This is a genomic window from Burkholderia sp. BCC1998, assembly GCF_905339875.1.
Classification (GTDB): domain Bacteria; phylum Pseudomonadota; class Gammaproteobacteria; order Burkholderiales; family Burkholderiaceae; genus Burkholderia.
This window is the reverse complement of the sequence record NZ_CAJPHE010000002.1, coordinates 508,669-522,883: the sequence shown is the minus strand read 5'-3', so window position 1 is coordinate 522,883 and position 14,215 is coordinate 508,669. Positions and strand designations below refer to the sequence as shown.

Here is a 14,215-nt window from a genome sequence, read left to right as displayed (position 1 = left end):
GGCCGTGCGAGCGTGTGCGTGATCCGGGTCCCGCGCCCGCTCGCGTCAGCCGGTCAACGCCGCACGCACGGTTCGCGCGGCATTGACCGCGCGGATTTCGACGGTCGGCGGCGCGCCGGCGGCAGCATGGCCGCCGGTGTTCGCGAGCGGCACGAGCGCGACACGCGCCGGCGTGCCGGGCGCGAGATCGAACCAGTCGTCGCGCGGCACGAAGCCCGGTGCATCGATCTGCACGTGACGTGCGACGTGGCGCGTGCCGATGTCGACGTGCCACGTGTCGCCCGTGCGCGACACGCATGCGTCGATGCCGGGTTCGCGGCGGGCGAACACGGCCGGGTGCGTGCGGGACGGGAAGTAGAACGCCTGCGACAGCAGCGTGCCGTCGTCGGCGCGCAGTGTCGCGACGACGGTATCGTGCTCGCACGGGCCGAAGCGATACGCGTAGGTCCAGTCGAAGAAGCGGCCGAGCAATTCGGCCGAATCGAGCCGCACCGTGTCGTGCGCGGCGATCCGGACCGGAGCGCCGGCACGCGCGAGCGGCGTGCGGCCGTCGCGCAGCGCGACCAGCTCGACGGCCGCCGACAGCGGCGCCGGCCGCTCGTTGATCACGTGCACGTCGAGCCCGTTCAGCCCTTCGTCGACGAGCAGGACCTGCACGGGCTGAAGTACCTGGCGCAGCGCATACCACGCCGATTTCGGCCGATGCGCCGCATCGAGCAAGCCCCATCCGGCGCCCGCCATCACATCCTGGAACTGCCAGACGAGCGCACCCGCGCAGCGTGAGCCGGTGCGCCGCCACTCCGAGAACGTGTCCCGCATCAGGTCCGCGATCACCGCGCGCGACAGCTCGAAGTAGCGCGACGGATCCTCGCGCCGCAGGCGGTCGGGCGCCACGTCGTACAACGTCTGCAGATAATGATCGCGAATATCGTCGAAATCCCACGACGTGCCGGGGTCGCGCGGCACGGCCGCTTTCCACCGCGGCTCGTGCACGCCCGGCCAGCCTAGGCTGGCGAGCATCGCATCGCACGGCACGTTCGCGAACGCGAGGCATTCGCTCGCGAAGCGCACGTCGGCGCGACGCGCGTCGTCGAGCGGACGAAGGTACGCGCCGACACCGTAATAGTGCGACACACGCTCGCGCGGCATGAACGGCAGCACGCCGCCGTCGGGCGAGTCGGGGACGTACAGCGCGTCGGGCCGCCGTGCCGCCGCGTGATCGGCGAGGCGCTCGGCGGTCAGTTCGAGGAAGCGCTGCTTCGGCCCGAGCCCCGACATCGCGGCCTGCTGCGCGATCTCGCTGCCGCCGCACAGCACCGCGAGCGACGGCGACGCGCGCACGCGCGTGAGGAACTGTTCGGCCTCGCGACCGACGGCGTCCGCGAAGGCGCGATCGTCGAGCGCATAGTCGAAGTTCGCGAACATGAAGTCCTGCCAGACGAGCAGTCCGAGCCGGTCGCACCACGCATGGAATGCGTCGGCCTCGTAGGTCATCGTGCCGCCGACGCGGATCATGTTGAAGCCGGCGTCGCGCGCGTATCCGAGCAGGCGGCCATAGGTCGCGTCGTCCGCGTGCAGCGCGAGCGGTGCGGCGCTGCTCCAGCATGCGCCGCGCGCGAATACGCGCACGCCGTTGACGCGCAACCCGAATCCCTTGCCGTCGTCGCCCGCGTCCGGTTCGATCGTGCGAAAGCCCGTCGCGCCGAGCGGCCGCCGTTCGGCGCCGATGTGCAATGCGACCTCGTAGAGCACCGGTTCGCCATGCGTGTGCGGCCACCAGCGGCGCACGTTCGGCACCGCGACGGTCGCATGGAGCCGGTCGGCGCCGCGGCGTTCGAGCGTCGCGTGGTGCTCGCCGCACGACAGCCGGGCTGCAAACGCATCGGGCAGCGGCCCGGCGAACGCGAGTGCCGCATCGAGCCAGCCGGTATCGCCGTCGATGCGGGCGTGCAGGTCGCAATGGACGAGAACGGGACCGTCGGCAGGGTCGAGCACGTCGACGGGCCGCCACGGACCGGTCGGCACGCAGCGCGGAAACCAGCCGGGCATATGCCCGAGCAGCGACGTGCGAACGGTGCGCAACGTCGCCGGTTCGGCGAGCCGCGTGCGCCAGCGTGCGCGGCGCGGTGCGCGCACATCGCGCAGGTGCGGCGCGAGGGCGCGGAAGCAGACGGTCAGCCGGTGCGTGCCGTCGAGCGACACGGGCACGTCGTGCGCGACGAACATGCTGTGCGAACGCAGGATCGGCGTGTCGTCGAGCCATGCCTCGGCGAGCGTCGCGAGGCCGTGAAAGCGCAGCACGCGCGGCCCGTGCCCGTGCAGTTCGACGCGATACCAGTGGTCGCGCTCGTCGAGCGACGCGGTATCGTCGGCCCGGCCGGCCAGCGCGAGCGCCTGCGCGACCGTGCCGGGGACGGGGGCGGCGATCCAGCCGTCGGCCGGAAGATCGAGCGGCCCGCGCGCGGCACCCGCGGGCGTGGCGAGCAGCGACCACGCGAGCGCGGCATGCGCGCGCGTCACCGCAGCAACGGCACGGCGGCCGCGTCGACGCGCACGGGCGCCGCGTGCTGCAGCGGCGGGGCGATCTGCCGTGCGCAGTCGATCAGGTCGGCGTAAGCCGCTTCGATCGCTTCGAGCGTCGCGTCGCCGCGCTCTTCCTTGCCGCGCGCACACGCCCGCGCCAGCCGGAACTCCAGCACCATCGCCTCGGATGCGATGCGGTCGCAGGCGGTACGAATCTCGGCGAACGGCCCGACGCAGCCGCTCGCCTGCAGCCAGCGCGCGTAATGGCCGAACAGTTCGAAGTTCGCGCCGAGTTGCCGCACCGAATTGAACGAGTACGCGTGGAAGCGTTCGAGCGGGGAATCGGCGAGCGATTTCGCATCGAGCTGCAGCTGGCGCCGGAACGCCGTGACCGGATTGACGACCGGCAGCCGGCGCAGATGCCGCTGCAGCGACGCGAGCGAGACCTCGCACAGCGCGCGCTCGTCGAGCGGTGCGAAACGCCGCTTCGCGCATTCGACGTACGGCGGCAGCGGCATCGGCGAACAGCCGCCGACGAGCCCGTTGTAGTCGAAGTCCTCGGCCACGTAATAGCCGCTGTTGTGGAAGTAGCCGATCTGGCGGCGCGTGCGATCGATCGAGTCGATGCCGATCGTCGTCTTCGTATGCTGCGTGCGGTAGCTGCTGCCGCGCGTGTCCGGCAGGAACCACGCGTCGACCTCGACGATCATCAGGTGACCGCGCGCGACCTGCGTCTCGATGTGCTGGTCGAGCGGCTCGTAGATCGAGTGTTCCTGCACGACGATGCCGTACAGCCGCTCCAGTTCGTCGTGCGGAAACTTGAAGAACGTGAACTGGTCGCCCTCGAAGTCGAGCGCGATCGTAAACGGCAGCGCCGCGTACGGGTTGAGGCCCCACCAGCGGAGCACCTCGAGCCACATGTCGACATAGCAGTTGGTCTGTTTCCAGACCATCTCCTGACTGTGCAGCGGGTGCGGCCGATAGTGGCGTGCGCGGTGGCGCACGTCCTCGAATGACGCGTCCTCGCCGTCGCGGGACACGAATTTCATCGCGTACCCCACAGCACGTCGCGAACGTCGGCCGGCCATGCGTCGAGGTCGAAACCGTGATGACGGAACAGCGCGAGCGTCAGCCGCTCGAGGCCGAAGCCGACGCAGCCCGTGTGCGCGACGTCGCCTGTCGCGGTGCGGATGTCCCACAGCAGCCCGAAGTGATCCATGTGGTAGTTGAAGCTCAGGCACGCGGTCTGGCGGTCGTCGTGCTCGATCGGGATCAGCAGCTCGAACTTCAGGTTCTGCTCGCGCTGGCTGTTCGCGACGATCTTGCCGCCGCGCCCGAAGAACGGATCGTTCGCGAGATCGATCGCGTTCGGCAGTTGCAGCGCCTCGATCATCCGTGTGCCGCGCTCCATCCACGTCGCGCGGAACGCGACGATCTGCTCGGGCGTGCCGATGCGTATGTATTCGCGCATCCGGAACAGCTGCATGCGGGTCGGGTCGAGCGACGGCTCGTGGCGGAAGCAATACGAGAACACGTCGACGATGCGGCCGTCGCCGGGCAGCGCACCGGCGCGCGCGACGACCGGATAGACCGGATAGCAGGCGGCCGGCGTCATCACGACGTAGGTCGGCTTCTGGCTTTCGGTCCAGTCCTCGCCGCGGTCGAGGCACTGCAGCACGCGCTGGTGCCGCTGTTCGTCGCCGCAGAACGCATGCACGCTGCCCGCGAGTTGCGGGAAGCTCTTCATGTATTCGCTGCGCTCGAATTCGGTGCGGCTCATCGCCGGCGGGAAGCGCAGCACTTCGGCCTGCTGGTCGGCGCCGAGGCGCGTGACGAACGCGTCGAGTGCTTCGACGACGCGCTCGAACCGCTCGCTGCGGCCGAACAGGCCCTGGATGCCGGTCGACACGAGCAGGCCCGCATCGATCAGCTCGTCGCGCAGCGGATTGACGCCCGCGCGGTCGAGCGGCGCGTCGGACGGGGTGGCGGCGGAAGGCACGGAGAGGCGATCGTTCACGAATGTTTCTCCAGCGTCGCGGGACGCAGTGCGAGCAGCAGGCTCGAGGTATTGGCGGCAATGCGGTCGTTGCTGATCATCAGCGGCGCCGCGTGCAGGTCGCGCAGGTGGCGGCCGATGCTGAACGGCGTGCCGTGCTTGTAGCCGGCCATCCCGCAGATCATCATCGCCTGCTGGGCGACTTCGAGCGCGGTCGACGACACATAGGTCTTCAGCGTGTTGATCTCGGCGGCCCAGGCCATGCCGGCCGACCACGAGCGGGGCGACGCGCTGGCATAGAGGCGCAGCACGCTGTCGACGCGGGCCTGCATCGCCTGCATCAGCGCCAGCGATTCGGCGATGCGCCGCGACGCGGGCGACGGCGCACCGTCGGTCTGGCGCGCCTGCGTGCGGAAGAACTGGTGCGCGCGATGGAACGCGTCGCCGGCCACGCCGATCCACACCGCCGCCCACAGGATGTGCGAAACCGGCACCATCGTCTGTTCCGCGATCTGCGCGAACGGCACGGGCAGGCATTGCACGGTCGTGCCCTGTGCATCGAGCACGAAGCCGTTGCTGCACGTGCCACGCATGCCGAGCGTGTCCCATTCGCCGCGGCGCGTGAGCGTATAGCCGTCGCGCAGCACCGTGACGAGCACCTGCTCGGACGCCGGCGCGTCGGCGTCGCGCCGCGCGGTCGCGAGGATGCCGTCCGCGTAGTCGCCGTACGAGATCGTCGGCGCGGATTTGTGCAGCCGGAATTCGCCGCCGTTGGTCTCGAGCGCGCACTGGCTCGCGCGCAGGTTGCCGCCGACGCCGTCCTCCGACGTCGCCGACGCGAGCAGCCACTGATGGCGCACGAGCTGTTGCAGGAACAGCTTGTGCCAGCCCTGGTCGGCCGCGTGATTGACGATGCAGGCCACCTGGATCTGGTGCATCGCGAACACCATCGCCGACGATGCGCAGGCCTGGCCGAGGATCGAGCATGCCGATGCGACGTCGGCCAGCGACGCGCCGGCGCCGCCGAGCCGGGTCGGGACCATTGCGCTCAGCAGGCGGCGCGCACGCATGGCCTCGATCGCCTCGACGGGGCAGCGTGCGTCCCGGTCGACCGCATCCGCGTGCTGGGCGGCGATTTGCGCGACGGCGTGCGCGGCCTCGTCGAGCCGGCGTGGTTCGTCGTCGGCCGCGAGTTCGGGAAGCAGCGCGCTCATGCGGAATGCTCGGCGCGTTGCAGGGTCGCGATGGTGTCCGCGAGCGCGTCGACGCTGCGGAACAGATTGCGGTTCAGCATCTCGTCGGGAATCTCGATGTTGAACTGCTTCTCGATCGCGAGCATCAGCTGGATCGTATCGAGCGAGGAGAGGCCCGCTTCGTAGAGGTCATCCCCGTCACCGATCGAGTCGATCGCGGCTTCGAGGTGGGCGACGTGCTTGAGGATGGTTCTGATTTCGTTTTTCACGTGCTGCTCCGGCGTGTGAGGTGTCGTCCGCAAGGGCGGACGCGCGCAGCGCGCTGACATCCCCCCGGCAGTCCGGCATCAGTAGACCATTCGCACGCCTGGCGTTCTGTTCGCCACCCTACAATCGGCTGACTCGGGTCGCACGCGTGCGCCGGCACGCCGTGCGCATCACGCGCGTGCCGCGGCGCTCACGCCCGAGTCGGCCGACAGGATGCGCTTCATCTCGTCGCGCACGATCGCGCGGCAGCCGCACGACATTTTCTCGAGGCCCGCAAGGTCGGCAAGCTCGATCGAGCTCCGGTACTGACGGATCAAGCCGAGTTTCTGGATCTCCCCGGCCGCATCCGTGACCGTCTCGCGCCGCACGCCGAGCATCTGCGCGAGCATGCTGTGGGTGATCTGGATCTCGATGCTGCGCGACCGGTCGTACGCGAGCAGGAACCATCTGCATAACTGATGTTTGAGCACGTGATGTCGGCTGCAGAACGTGATCTGCGAGACCTGGGCCATCAACAGCCGCACGCAGACGAACACCAGATGGCGAATCACCGGCGACGCGTCGAACGCGGCGGCGAAGATGCGCCGGTCGAGCCGGTAGACGAAGCCGTCGCGGCAGGCGACGGCACGGCACGGCATCCGGCCGCTGCCGCCGATCACGTCGTCGCAGACGACGCTCTCGCTGCCGATCTCGGCCACTTCCAGCGTCATGCCGCCGGACGACACGTACTGCAGCGAAATCGCCGTCGTGACGGGCAGGTAGACCGCGGTGAGCATTTCACCCGGTTCGCACAGCACCTGGCCCGATTTCAGGTGAACGAGTTGGAGGTTGGCAATCAGCGTCGCGCGTTCGTCGCGGTCGAGGGCCGCGACGAACCGGTTGGCGTCGAAGCTGTGGGAAAGCTCGATCATGCCGCTCGCGTGGGCGACGGCGTCATTGGCCTGGTGGGTCACGGCGGATCCTCGTAGGGAGCGATCGCACATCGCGCGGCGCCATCCACGGGGATTTAGCACGCACGTGCGGATTCGTGTTCATAGAAATTCGAATGCCGATGGCGGAAAAGGCTAGCACGCAATTCAATTCGATAAATTGCGCATTACGTCACTTCACAATGTTTGACGATTCGAGGTAAATGAAAAGGTTATAGGTATTTGAAGATCGTCTTCGTATGAATTAATTGTACTGGAGGGTGAATCGCGAATTCGGTGCTGATCGAGAATCAATCCGGCAACGAAGTGCATCGTACAAGAAAATTATCTAGAATGCATTGAACATTATTTGACAATTGAGATTTGCAGGTATGATTTATTAATTGAATCATGGAGTTGCGTGAGATATGTGCGTTTGATTACAGTGTTGTAAATTAATCCCGCGATTCATATTTGAGACAGTTTCAAACGACCATTCGAGCGTGCGGCACGCGACTCTGGCCCGTTTGAGACATCACGGAAACAATTGAAAACCGGCTGTAAGTTATTGAACGATAAGACTCCCGCGCCGCCACCGGTTCCACTGCCGGCCCCGCGCCCAATGATCAGTCGAATTGCCGGCTGCGTCCGCGACGCAAGCGGGTGTCCGGAAATGAGACGTTTTTTGCGGTTTTCGACCGGCTATTCGGGGGCGCTAAATCGCAAGTCATTTATATATTAAGGATGGAGCGGGTATTGGCACGTAAATCGCTTATCGAAACGGGCGTGTCGAAACGGGACTGCCGATTCGATCCAGCGGCGAGACGCTGTGGGTCGATTGGATCGAGGGTTGTGGGCCGCAACCCGCGTCGCCGTCCGGGCGCGCATCGCGATAACGAATTCCGCTGACGCGGCTGCATGCGGCGCGGACGATAAAAGGGATACAGACATGCTTCATCTTCACTCGAGCTATTCGGCGAATGCCATCCTCGATGCCCTTCCGGAGGACAGCATCCGTGCCATCGCACCGCACCTCGAACTGGTCCGGATCAAGGCCGGCATGCTCGACCGTGTCGGGGAACCGATGCGCCACCTGCATTTCCCGACCACCGCCATGATGTCGGTGCAGCACCTGATGGAGGACGGAGCGATGGTCGAGGTCGCCGTGGTCGGCCGCGAAGGTGTGGTCGGCCTGGCGACGCTCGTCGGCGGCACCGCGGTATCGAATCGCGTCGAAGTCCGGATCGGCGGGATGGCCTACCGCGTGCCGACCTGCGTGATGCGCTCGGAATTCGAACGTTCGCCGGCGACGTATCGGCTGCTGCTGAACTACTGCCAGGCGACGATGGCGCAGATTTCGCGCAGCGCGTTGTGCAACCGGCATCACTCGGTCAGCGAGCAGTTGAGCCGCTGGCTGCTGCTCGCGCATGACCGGATCGACGGCGACGAACTGGCCGTCACGCAGCAGACGATCGCGAACATGCTCGGCGTGCGTCGCGAAGGCGTGACGGAAGCGGCCGGCAACCTGCAGGAAGCCGGGCTGATCCGTCAGCGTCGCGGCCGCATCACCGTGCTCGATCGCGACGGTCTCGAGCGCCAGGCATGCGAGTGCTACGAGCTGATTCGCGCGGACTATCGCCGGCTGCTCGGCACGCGGGCCGGCGCGCGTGCGGTGCCGGTGCGGCCGCGCATGCAGGACCTGCACGGCGGTTTCCCCGCGCACGGTGTGTGACGATGCATGCGATGGCGGGTGGAACGAATGCGATGCGACGCGCCGCGATCGCCGCGGTCGATGTTGCGCTGGTGCTGGCAGGTGCGCTCGCCGCGCAGGCTGCGATGGGGCTCGCGTGGCACGATCTGTCGGACGCGCAGCGCGGCACGGTCGCATTGCTGTGCGTGCTGACCGTCGCGCTGTTGCCGCGCAGCGTGCGCGTGACGCGCGGCGCGGCGTCGCCGCACGACGGCGGTGCCGTGCTGACGCGCACGGTGGTGGCCGTCGTGTGCGTGGGTACGCTGACGGTGGCCGGCACGATGTGGATCATGAACCGCGGCGGCACGGTCACGACGCGCTGGATCGCGCGGACGGTGCTGTCCGGCGACGCGGCACTGCTGCTCGGCAGGCTGGCACTCTGCGCGCTGGCGATGAAGCGTGGCGATCCGCGCGCGCGGCAGCGGCGGGTTGCGGTCGTCGGGGCGACCGCTTACGGACGGGTGGCGATCGAGCGCATGCAGCTCGAACCGGCCGGGCCGTTCGCGGCTGCCTGCGTATTCGACGACGATGCACCGGCCGCGGCCACGGCTGACGGGATCGGCGGCGTGCCGGTGATCGACGACTGGGTCGCGTTGCGGCGCATGATCCGCGGCGGCGAGATCGACGAAGTGTGGCTCACGCTGCCGATGTCGCACGAGTCACGCATCCAGCGCATCGTGCGCGAACTGCGCGACGAGTTCGTCGAGCTGCGGCTGTTGCCGGACGTGCGGCAGATGGCGGTCGTCGAGCGATCCGCGACCGATGTGCTCGGCATGCCGGCCATCAACCTCGCGACCACGCCGCGTTCCGCGCCGGAACTGTGGGCGAAGTTCGCGTTCGACCGGCTGTTCGCCGGCGCCGTACTGATTCCGCTGCTGCCGCTGCTCGCGGCGCTGGCGATCGCGGTGAAGCTGTCGTCGCCGGGGCCCGTCTTGTTCAGGCAGCGCCGCAAGGGCGCCGACGGGCGCGAGTTCCATATCCTCAAGTTCAGGACGATGCGCGTGCATCGCGTACAGCCCGGTGTCGTGCGACAGGCCTCGCGCAACGATGCGCGCATCACGCCGGTCGGCGCGTTCCTGCGACGCACGTCGCTCGACGAGTTGCCGCAGTTCTTCAACGTGCTGTTCGGCCAGATGTCGGTGGTCGGCCCGCGTCCGCACGCGATCGAACACGACGACTTCTACCGGCAACTGATCGACTGCTACATGTATCGCTATCGCGTCCGGCCGGGGATCACGGGATGGGCGCAGGTGAACGGCTATCGCGGCGAGACACGCAAGGTCGAGGCGATGGCCGCGCGCGTGAAGTTCGACCTGTTCTACATGCAGAACTGGAGCTTCTGGTTCGACATGAAGATCATCCTGATGACGGTCGTGCGCGGCTTCGTCGGACGCAACGCGTTTTGATGAAGAGGATTGCGAAGTATCGAGCGTCGACTCGTGCTTCCGGCCTCGATACGACGCGTCCCGCAACCGCGCTTCAGCTGTGCGCCGGCGGCTGAGCGGCTGCCGGCAACGCAGCGGGCGAGACGGCGGGGCTGGCGTCGGGCGCGGCTTGCGCGCTCGACGGCTGGATGGCGTGCTGGATCGTCGGCACGACCATCGTCGGGAACAGGGCCGCAAGGGCCACCCAGATGACGACGCCGAACAACATGACGTTCTCCCGGAAAGCCGCGGATTCGCCGCGCATGCTCTCAATCTACGACGCAACTTTTTACAGGGGATTGATCGACCTCAACGGGGGCTGCGTCAGACGAATGCTGCCCCGCGAGGTTTTCGCATCAGTCCCCGGTTTCTGATGCGCGATGGGGGCGCTGACGCCGGTCAACACATGCGTGTGCATTGGGTTTATGCTGCGTCGAATGCGTCCCGCACTTCATGTGGCCGGACGCGCATCCGGGCACGACGAGCCGGGCATCCCGGCCCGCCGTGCACCGGCGCGACAACCGCGCGCCGCATGCCTCATTGCGCGGAACCCGGAAAAGGAGGGACGGCGATGGCGCTCGATCGAGAACAACGGCAGACGCTGCAGCGACGGCTGACCGAGAGCGAGCAGGCGTTGCGTGCGGAGATCCGGACGAGCGAGGACCAGCGCGCGTCGGAGTCCTATGCGGAGCTTGCCGGCGCGGCGCCGGACGAGGGCGACGAGGCCAATGCCGATCTGTTCGTCGACATGGATCACGCGCTGATCGGGATGAAGCTGGCCGAGTTGCGCGCGATCGGGCGCGCGCAGCAGCGCATGCGCGACGGCAGCTACGGCGAGTGCATCGATTGCGATGCGCCGGTCGGCTACGAGCGACTGCTCGCGCGCCCGACCGCCGAGCGTTGCACGCATTGCCAGTCGATATACGAGCGGCGCTACGCGACGACACCGCGCGCATCGCTGTGACGTCGGTGCAGGGGCCACGCAAGCAGCGAGCCCCGCGCGGCACGACACGGGCGATCGGCGCAGGATGACCAACGGGCACCCGCCGCCGTCGACATGCGGCGCCGGGCGGGCCGACGCCGGCACGCCGGCGCACGGCGCCATCCACGTGGAAGGGAGCCACGCCGATCATGCCGATCCACAATGCCGAGTGCGCGGCCGTCTTCACCGAAATCGCCGACATGCTCGAGATCCAGGGCGCCAACCCGTTCCGCGTGCGTGCCTACCGCAACGCGGCCCGTACGATCGCCGACTACGGGCGCGACATTCCGGCGATGATCGAGAGCGGCAGCGATCTCGGCCGGATTCCATCGATCGGTGCCGATCTCGCGGCGAAGCTGCGCGAGATCGCCGCGACCGGTACCTGCGAACTGCAGCAAACGCTGCGCCATGCGTTGCCGGGCGCGATCGTCGAACTGCTCGACGTGCCGGGGCTCGGCGCGAAACGCGTCAAGGCGCTGCATGACGCACTGCACGTGGACTCGCTCGAGCAGCTGCGCGTCGAAGCGAAGAGCGGGCACGTGCGCGCGCTGCCGGGTTTCGGCGCGAAGACCGAAGCGCACCTGCTCGACGCGCTCGACGAGCGCCTGAAGCGCGAGCCGCAGCGCTTTCTGCTGCCGGATGCCGCGCAATCGCTGATGCCGTTGCTCGAGCGCTTGCGCAAGGTGGGCGGCGTCGGCGAAGCGGTGCCGGCCGGCAGCTTTCGCCGCTGCCGCGAGACGGTCGGCGATCTCGACATCCTCGTGACCGCACGCGATCCGGCCGCCGTGGCCGACGCGTTCGTCGGCTACGGCGAGGTCGCACGCGTGCTCGCGAACGGCAAGACGCGTTCGAGCGTCGTGCTCGGCAACGGGCTGCAGGTCGACCTGCGCGTCGTCGACGCCGACGCGTTCGGCGCGGCGCTCGTCTACTTCACGGGATCGAAGGCGCACAACATCGCGCTGCGCCGGATCGCGCAGGCCGGCGGGCTGAAGATCAACGAATACGGCGTATTCCGCGGCGACGAGCGGATCGCGGGCGCGACGGAGGCATCCGTCTACGAGGCGATCGGCCTTCACTGGGTGCCGCCCGAGTTGCGCGAGGGCCGCGGCGAGATCGACGCGTCGCGCGTCGGCGCGCTGCCGGCGCTGGTCGAACGCAAGCACGTACATGGCGATCTGCATGCGCATACCGACGCGTCGGCAGGGCGCGACAGCCTGCGCGCGATGGCGGACGCGGCGCGTGCGCGCGGGCTCGCGTATCTGGCCGTCACCGATCGCATGCCGGAGTCCGGCGGCGGCCGTACCGATGCCGACTGGCTCGTACGGCAGATCGACGAGATCGACCGCCTCAATGCGTCATTCGACGACTTCGTGCTGCTGAAGGGCGTCGAGGCGGGCATTCGCGAGGACGGCAGCCTCGATGTGGCCGACGACGTGCTCGGCCGGCTCGATCTCGTGGTCGGCGCGGTACGTGACCGCTTCGACCTGCCGGGCGACGCGCAGACCGAGCGGCTGCTGCGCGCGATCGATCACCCGTATTTCACGATCCTCGCGCATCCGACCGGCCGGCTGCTCGGCGAACGCGACGCATGCGAACTCGACGTGCCGCGCGTGCTCGCCGCGGCCGCCGCGCGCCACTGCTTCGTCGAACTCGACGGCGACTCGCGGCGGCTCGACCTGCCGGACGTCTGGTGCCGCGAGGCCGCCAAGGCCGGCGTCGCGGTGGCGATCGGCTCGGACGCGCGGTGCGCGGACGATCTGGACAATCTTGGATACGGTATCGGCCAGGCGCGGCGCGGGTGGCTCACGCGACAGGACGTGCTCAACACGCGCACGCTCGCCCAACTGAGGCCGCTGCTGGCGCGCACGATGGGTGCAAGCGGCACAAGCGGCACAAGCATCGCGTCGAAGCGCGGCCGCCCGAAGCGCGCGTGACGGCGCACGTGCGCGCCGTCACGCATGCCGAAGTCAGGCCAGCACGTCTTCCGCCGGTACGTACGGTAGCCCGAGCGCCAGCGCGACGGCCTCGTACGTGATGTGGCCGTCGCACACGTTCAGGCCCGCGCGCAGATGCGGGTCGTCGGCCATCGCGCGTTTCCAGCCCTTGTCGGCGAGCGCGAGCGCATGGCCGAGCGTCGCGTTGTTCAGCGCGAACGTCGACGTGCGCGCGACCGCGCCAGGCATGTTCGCGACGCAGTAATGCACGACGCCGTCGACGACGAAGGTCGGCTGCGCATGCGTCGTTGCATGCGAGGTCTCGAAGCAGCCGCCCTGGTCGATCGCGACGTCGACGACGACGGCGCCCGTGCGCATCGTCGCGATCATGTCGCGCGTGACGAGCCGCGGCGCCGACGCGCCCGGCACGAGCACCGCGCCGATCACGACGTCGGCGTCGCGCACGGCTTCGTCGATCGTATGCGCGTTCGAGCAGACGGTCGCGATCCGGTTCGCGAAGACCAGATCGAGCTGGCGCAACCGGCCCACGTTCGTGTCGAGCACGGTGACGCGCGCGCCGAGGCCGACCGCCATCTGCAGCGCACCGGTGCCCACCACGCCCGCGCCGAGCACCACGACGTGCGCGGCCGGCACGCCGGGCACGCCGGCCATCAGCACCCCGCGGCCGCCGCGCGGGCTTTCGAGGTGCGTCGCGGCGACCTGGATCGACATGCGCCCCGCGACCTCGCTCATCGGCGCGAGCAGCGGCAGTCCGCCGCCCGGGCCCGTCACGGTTTCGTACGCGATGCAGACCGCGCCGGACTTCACGAGCGCGGCCGCCTGCCCGGGATCGGGCGCGAGATGCAGATATGTATAGAGAATCTGTCCGCGCCGCAGCATCGCGCACTCGGCCGCCTGCGGCTCCTTGACCTTGATGATCATGTCGGCGCGCGCGAAGAGGTCGCGCGCGTCGTCGCACAGTGCGGCGCCTGCTGCCGTGTAGTCGTCGTCGAGCAGACCGATGGCCGTGCCCGCGCCGCGCTGCACGAGCACGCGATGGCCGTGTCGCGTGAGCTCACGTGCGCCGGCCGGCGTGAGGCCGACGCGGTATTCGTGATTCTTGATCTCCTTCGGCACACCGATCAGCATGAGTCGCCTCCATGGGTATTCGTCATGGTTGTCGTGCCCGGGCGTGCCGCGATCGTCCGATCGTGCGTGCCGGCGAACGGCACGTGTGC

Annotated in this window: 12 protein-coding genes; 4 read left to right on the top strand and 8 right to left on the bottom strand. The window is 68.4% G+C overall.

The genetic code is table 11. The annotated features are described in order from the left end of the window. Positions 1-45: 45 nt before the first annotated feature. From U5A56_RS05660 to U5A56_RS05635, 6 genes are all read right to left on the bottom strand, one after another. Positions 46-2,520, bottom strand: coding sequence for a glycosyl hydrolase 2 galactose-binding domain-containing protein (locus U5A56_RS05660; RefSeq protein ID WP_321921281.1), 2,475 nt, complete (start codon positions 2,518-2,520; stop codon positions 46-48). Next, positions 2,517-3,572, bottom strand: coding sequence for a DUF1839 family protein (locus U5A56_RS05655; RefSeq protein WP_321795250.1), 1,056 nt, complete (start codon positions 3,570-3,572; stop codon positions 2,517-2,519). Before U5A56_RS05655 ends, U5A56_RS05660 begins: the two co-directional genes overlap by 4 nt. Then, positions 3,569-4,540: an amino acid--[acyl-carrier-protein] ligase gene (locus tag U5A56_RS05650; RefSeq protein ID WP_044842949.1), complete on the bottom strand. Its 972-nt coding sequence runs from the start codon at positions 4,538-4,540 to the stop codon at positions 3,569-3,571. Before U5A56_RS05650 ends, U5A56_RS05655 begins: the two co-directional genes overlap by 4 nt. Further along, the gene (locus U5A56_RS05645; RefSeq protein WP_124519607.1) at positions 4,537-5,733 is read right to left on the bottom strand and encodes an acyl-CoA dehydrogenase family protein; all 1,197 of its coding nucleotides are present in this window, start codon (positions 5,731-5,733) and stop codon (positions 4,537-4,539) included. The genes U5A56_RS05650 and U5A56_RS05645 overlap by 4 nt, the downstream gene beginning before the upstream one ends. Continuing rightward, on the bottom strand, positions 5,730-5,981 hold the full coding sequence (locus U5A56_RS05640) for an acyl carrier protein (RefSeq protein WP_044842951.1): 252 nt from the start codon (positions 5,979-5,981) through the stop codon (positions 5,730-5,732). Before U5A56_RS05640 ends, U5A56_RS05645 begins: the two co-directional genes overlap by 4 nt. Before the next feature lie 168 nt (positions 5,982-6,149). Beyond that, positions 6,150-6,932, bottom strand: a complete 783-nt coding sequence (locus tag U5A56_RS05635) for a Crp/Fnr family transcriptional regulator (protein WP_321921278.1) — start codon at positions 6,930-6,932, stop codon at positions 6,150-6,152. A 904-nt stretch (positions 6,933-7,836) separates the two neighbouring features. On the opposite strand from U5A56_RS05635, the gene U5A56_RS05630 reads away from it, so the two are divergent. Together U5A56_RS05630 and U5A56_RS05625 are read left to right on the top strand one after the other, a co-directional pair. Further along, positions 7,837-8,619 carry a Crp/Fnr family transcriptional regulator gene (locus U5A56_RS05630; RefSeq protein ID WP_044842952.1) on the top strand — a complete coding sequence of 261 codons (783 nt, stop codon included), beginning with the start codon at positions 7,837-7,839 and terminating at the stop codon, positions 8,617-8,619. Positions 8,620-8,651: 32 nt separating this feature from the next. Further along, positions 8,652-10,043, top strand: a complete 1,392-nt coding sequence (locus tag U5A56_RS05625) for an undecaprenyl-phosphate glucose phosphotransferase (RefSeq protein WP_193759903.1) — start codon at positions 8,652-8,654, stop codon at positions 10,041-10,043. Between the two features lie 73 nt (positions 10,044-10,116). Here U5A56_RS05625 and U5A56_RS05620 read toward each other — a convergent pair whose 3' ends face one another. After that, the gene (locus U5A56_RS05620) at positions 10,117-10,326 is read right to left on the bottom strand and encodes a hypothetical protein (protein ID WP_044842953.1); all 210 of its coding nucleotides are present in this window, start codon (positions 10,324-10,326) and stop codon (positions 10,117-10,119) included. Positions 10,327-10,632: 306 nt separating this feature from the next. Between U5A56_RS05620 and U5A56_RS05615 the strand changes: the two genes are divergently transcribed. Further along, positions 10,633-11,025, top strand: a complete 393-nt coding sequence (locus tag U5A56_RS05615; RefSeq protein WP_044842954.1) for a TraR/DksA family transcriptional regulator — start codon at positions 10,633-10,635, stop codon at positions 11,023-11,025. A 167-nt stretch (positions 11,026-11,192) separates the two neighbouring features. Further along, a complete protein-coding gene (polX, locus tag U5A56_RS05610; RefSeq protein WP_321921275.1) occupies positions 11,193-12,977 on the top strand; it encodes a DNA polymerase/3'-5' exonuclease PolX in 1,785 nt (594 codons plus the stop codon). 33 nt (positions 12,978-13,010) lie between these two features. Here polX and ald read toward each other — a convergent pair whose 3' ends face one another. Then, positions 13,011-14,126 (bottom strand): alanine dehydrogenase, encoded by a 1,116-nt coding sequence (gene ald / locus U5A56_RS05605; RefSeq protein ID WP_321921274.1) that lies wholly within the window; start codon positions 14,124-14,126, stop codon positions 13,011-13,013. Positions 14,127-14,215 lie beyond the last annotated feature (89 nt).

Excerpts from the sequence above, each read along its gene's own strand:
- U5A56_RS05655 (WP_321795250.1), bottom strand. The coding sequence starts at position 3,572 with ATGAAATTCGTGTCCCGCGACGGCGAGGACGCGTCATTCGAGGACGTG.
- U5A56_RS05645 (WP_124519607.1), bottom strand. The coding sequence starts at position 5,733 with ATGAGCGCGCTGCTTCCCGAACTCGCGGCCGACGACGAACCACGCCGG.
- U5A56_RS05630 (WP_044842952.1), top strand. The coding sequence starts at position 7,837 with ATGCTTCATCTTCACTCGAGCTATTCGGCGAATGCCATCCTCGATGCC.
- U5A56_RS05625 (WP_193759903.1), top strand. The coding sequence starts at position 8,652 with ATGCGACGCGCCGCGATCGCCGCGGTCGATGTTGCGCTGGTGCTGGCA.
- U5A56_RS05620 (WP_044842953.1), bottom strand. The coding sequence starts at position 10,326 with ATGCGCGGCGAATCCGCGGCTTTCCGGGAGAACGTCATGTTGTTCGGC.
- U5A56_RS05615 (WP_044842954.1), top strand. The coding sequence starts at position 10,633 with ATGGCGCTCGATCGAGAACAACGGCAGACGCTGCAGCGACGGCTGACC.
- polX (WP_321921275.1), top strand. The coding sequence starts at position 11,193 with ATGCCGATCCACAATGCCGAGTGCGCGGCCGTCTTCACCGAAATCGCC.
- ald (WP_321921274.1), bottom strand. The coding sequence starts at position 14,126 with ATGCTGATCGGTGTGCCGAAGGAGATCAAGAATCACGAATACCGCGTC.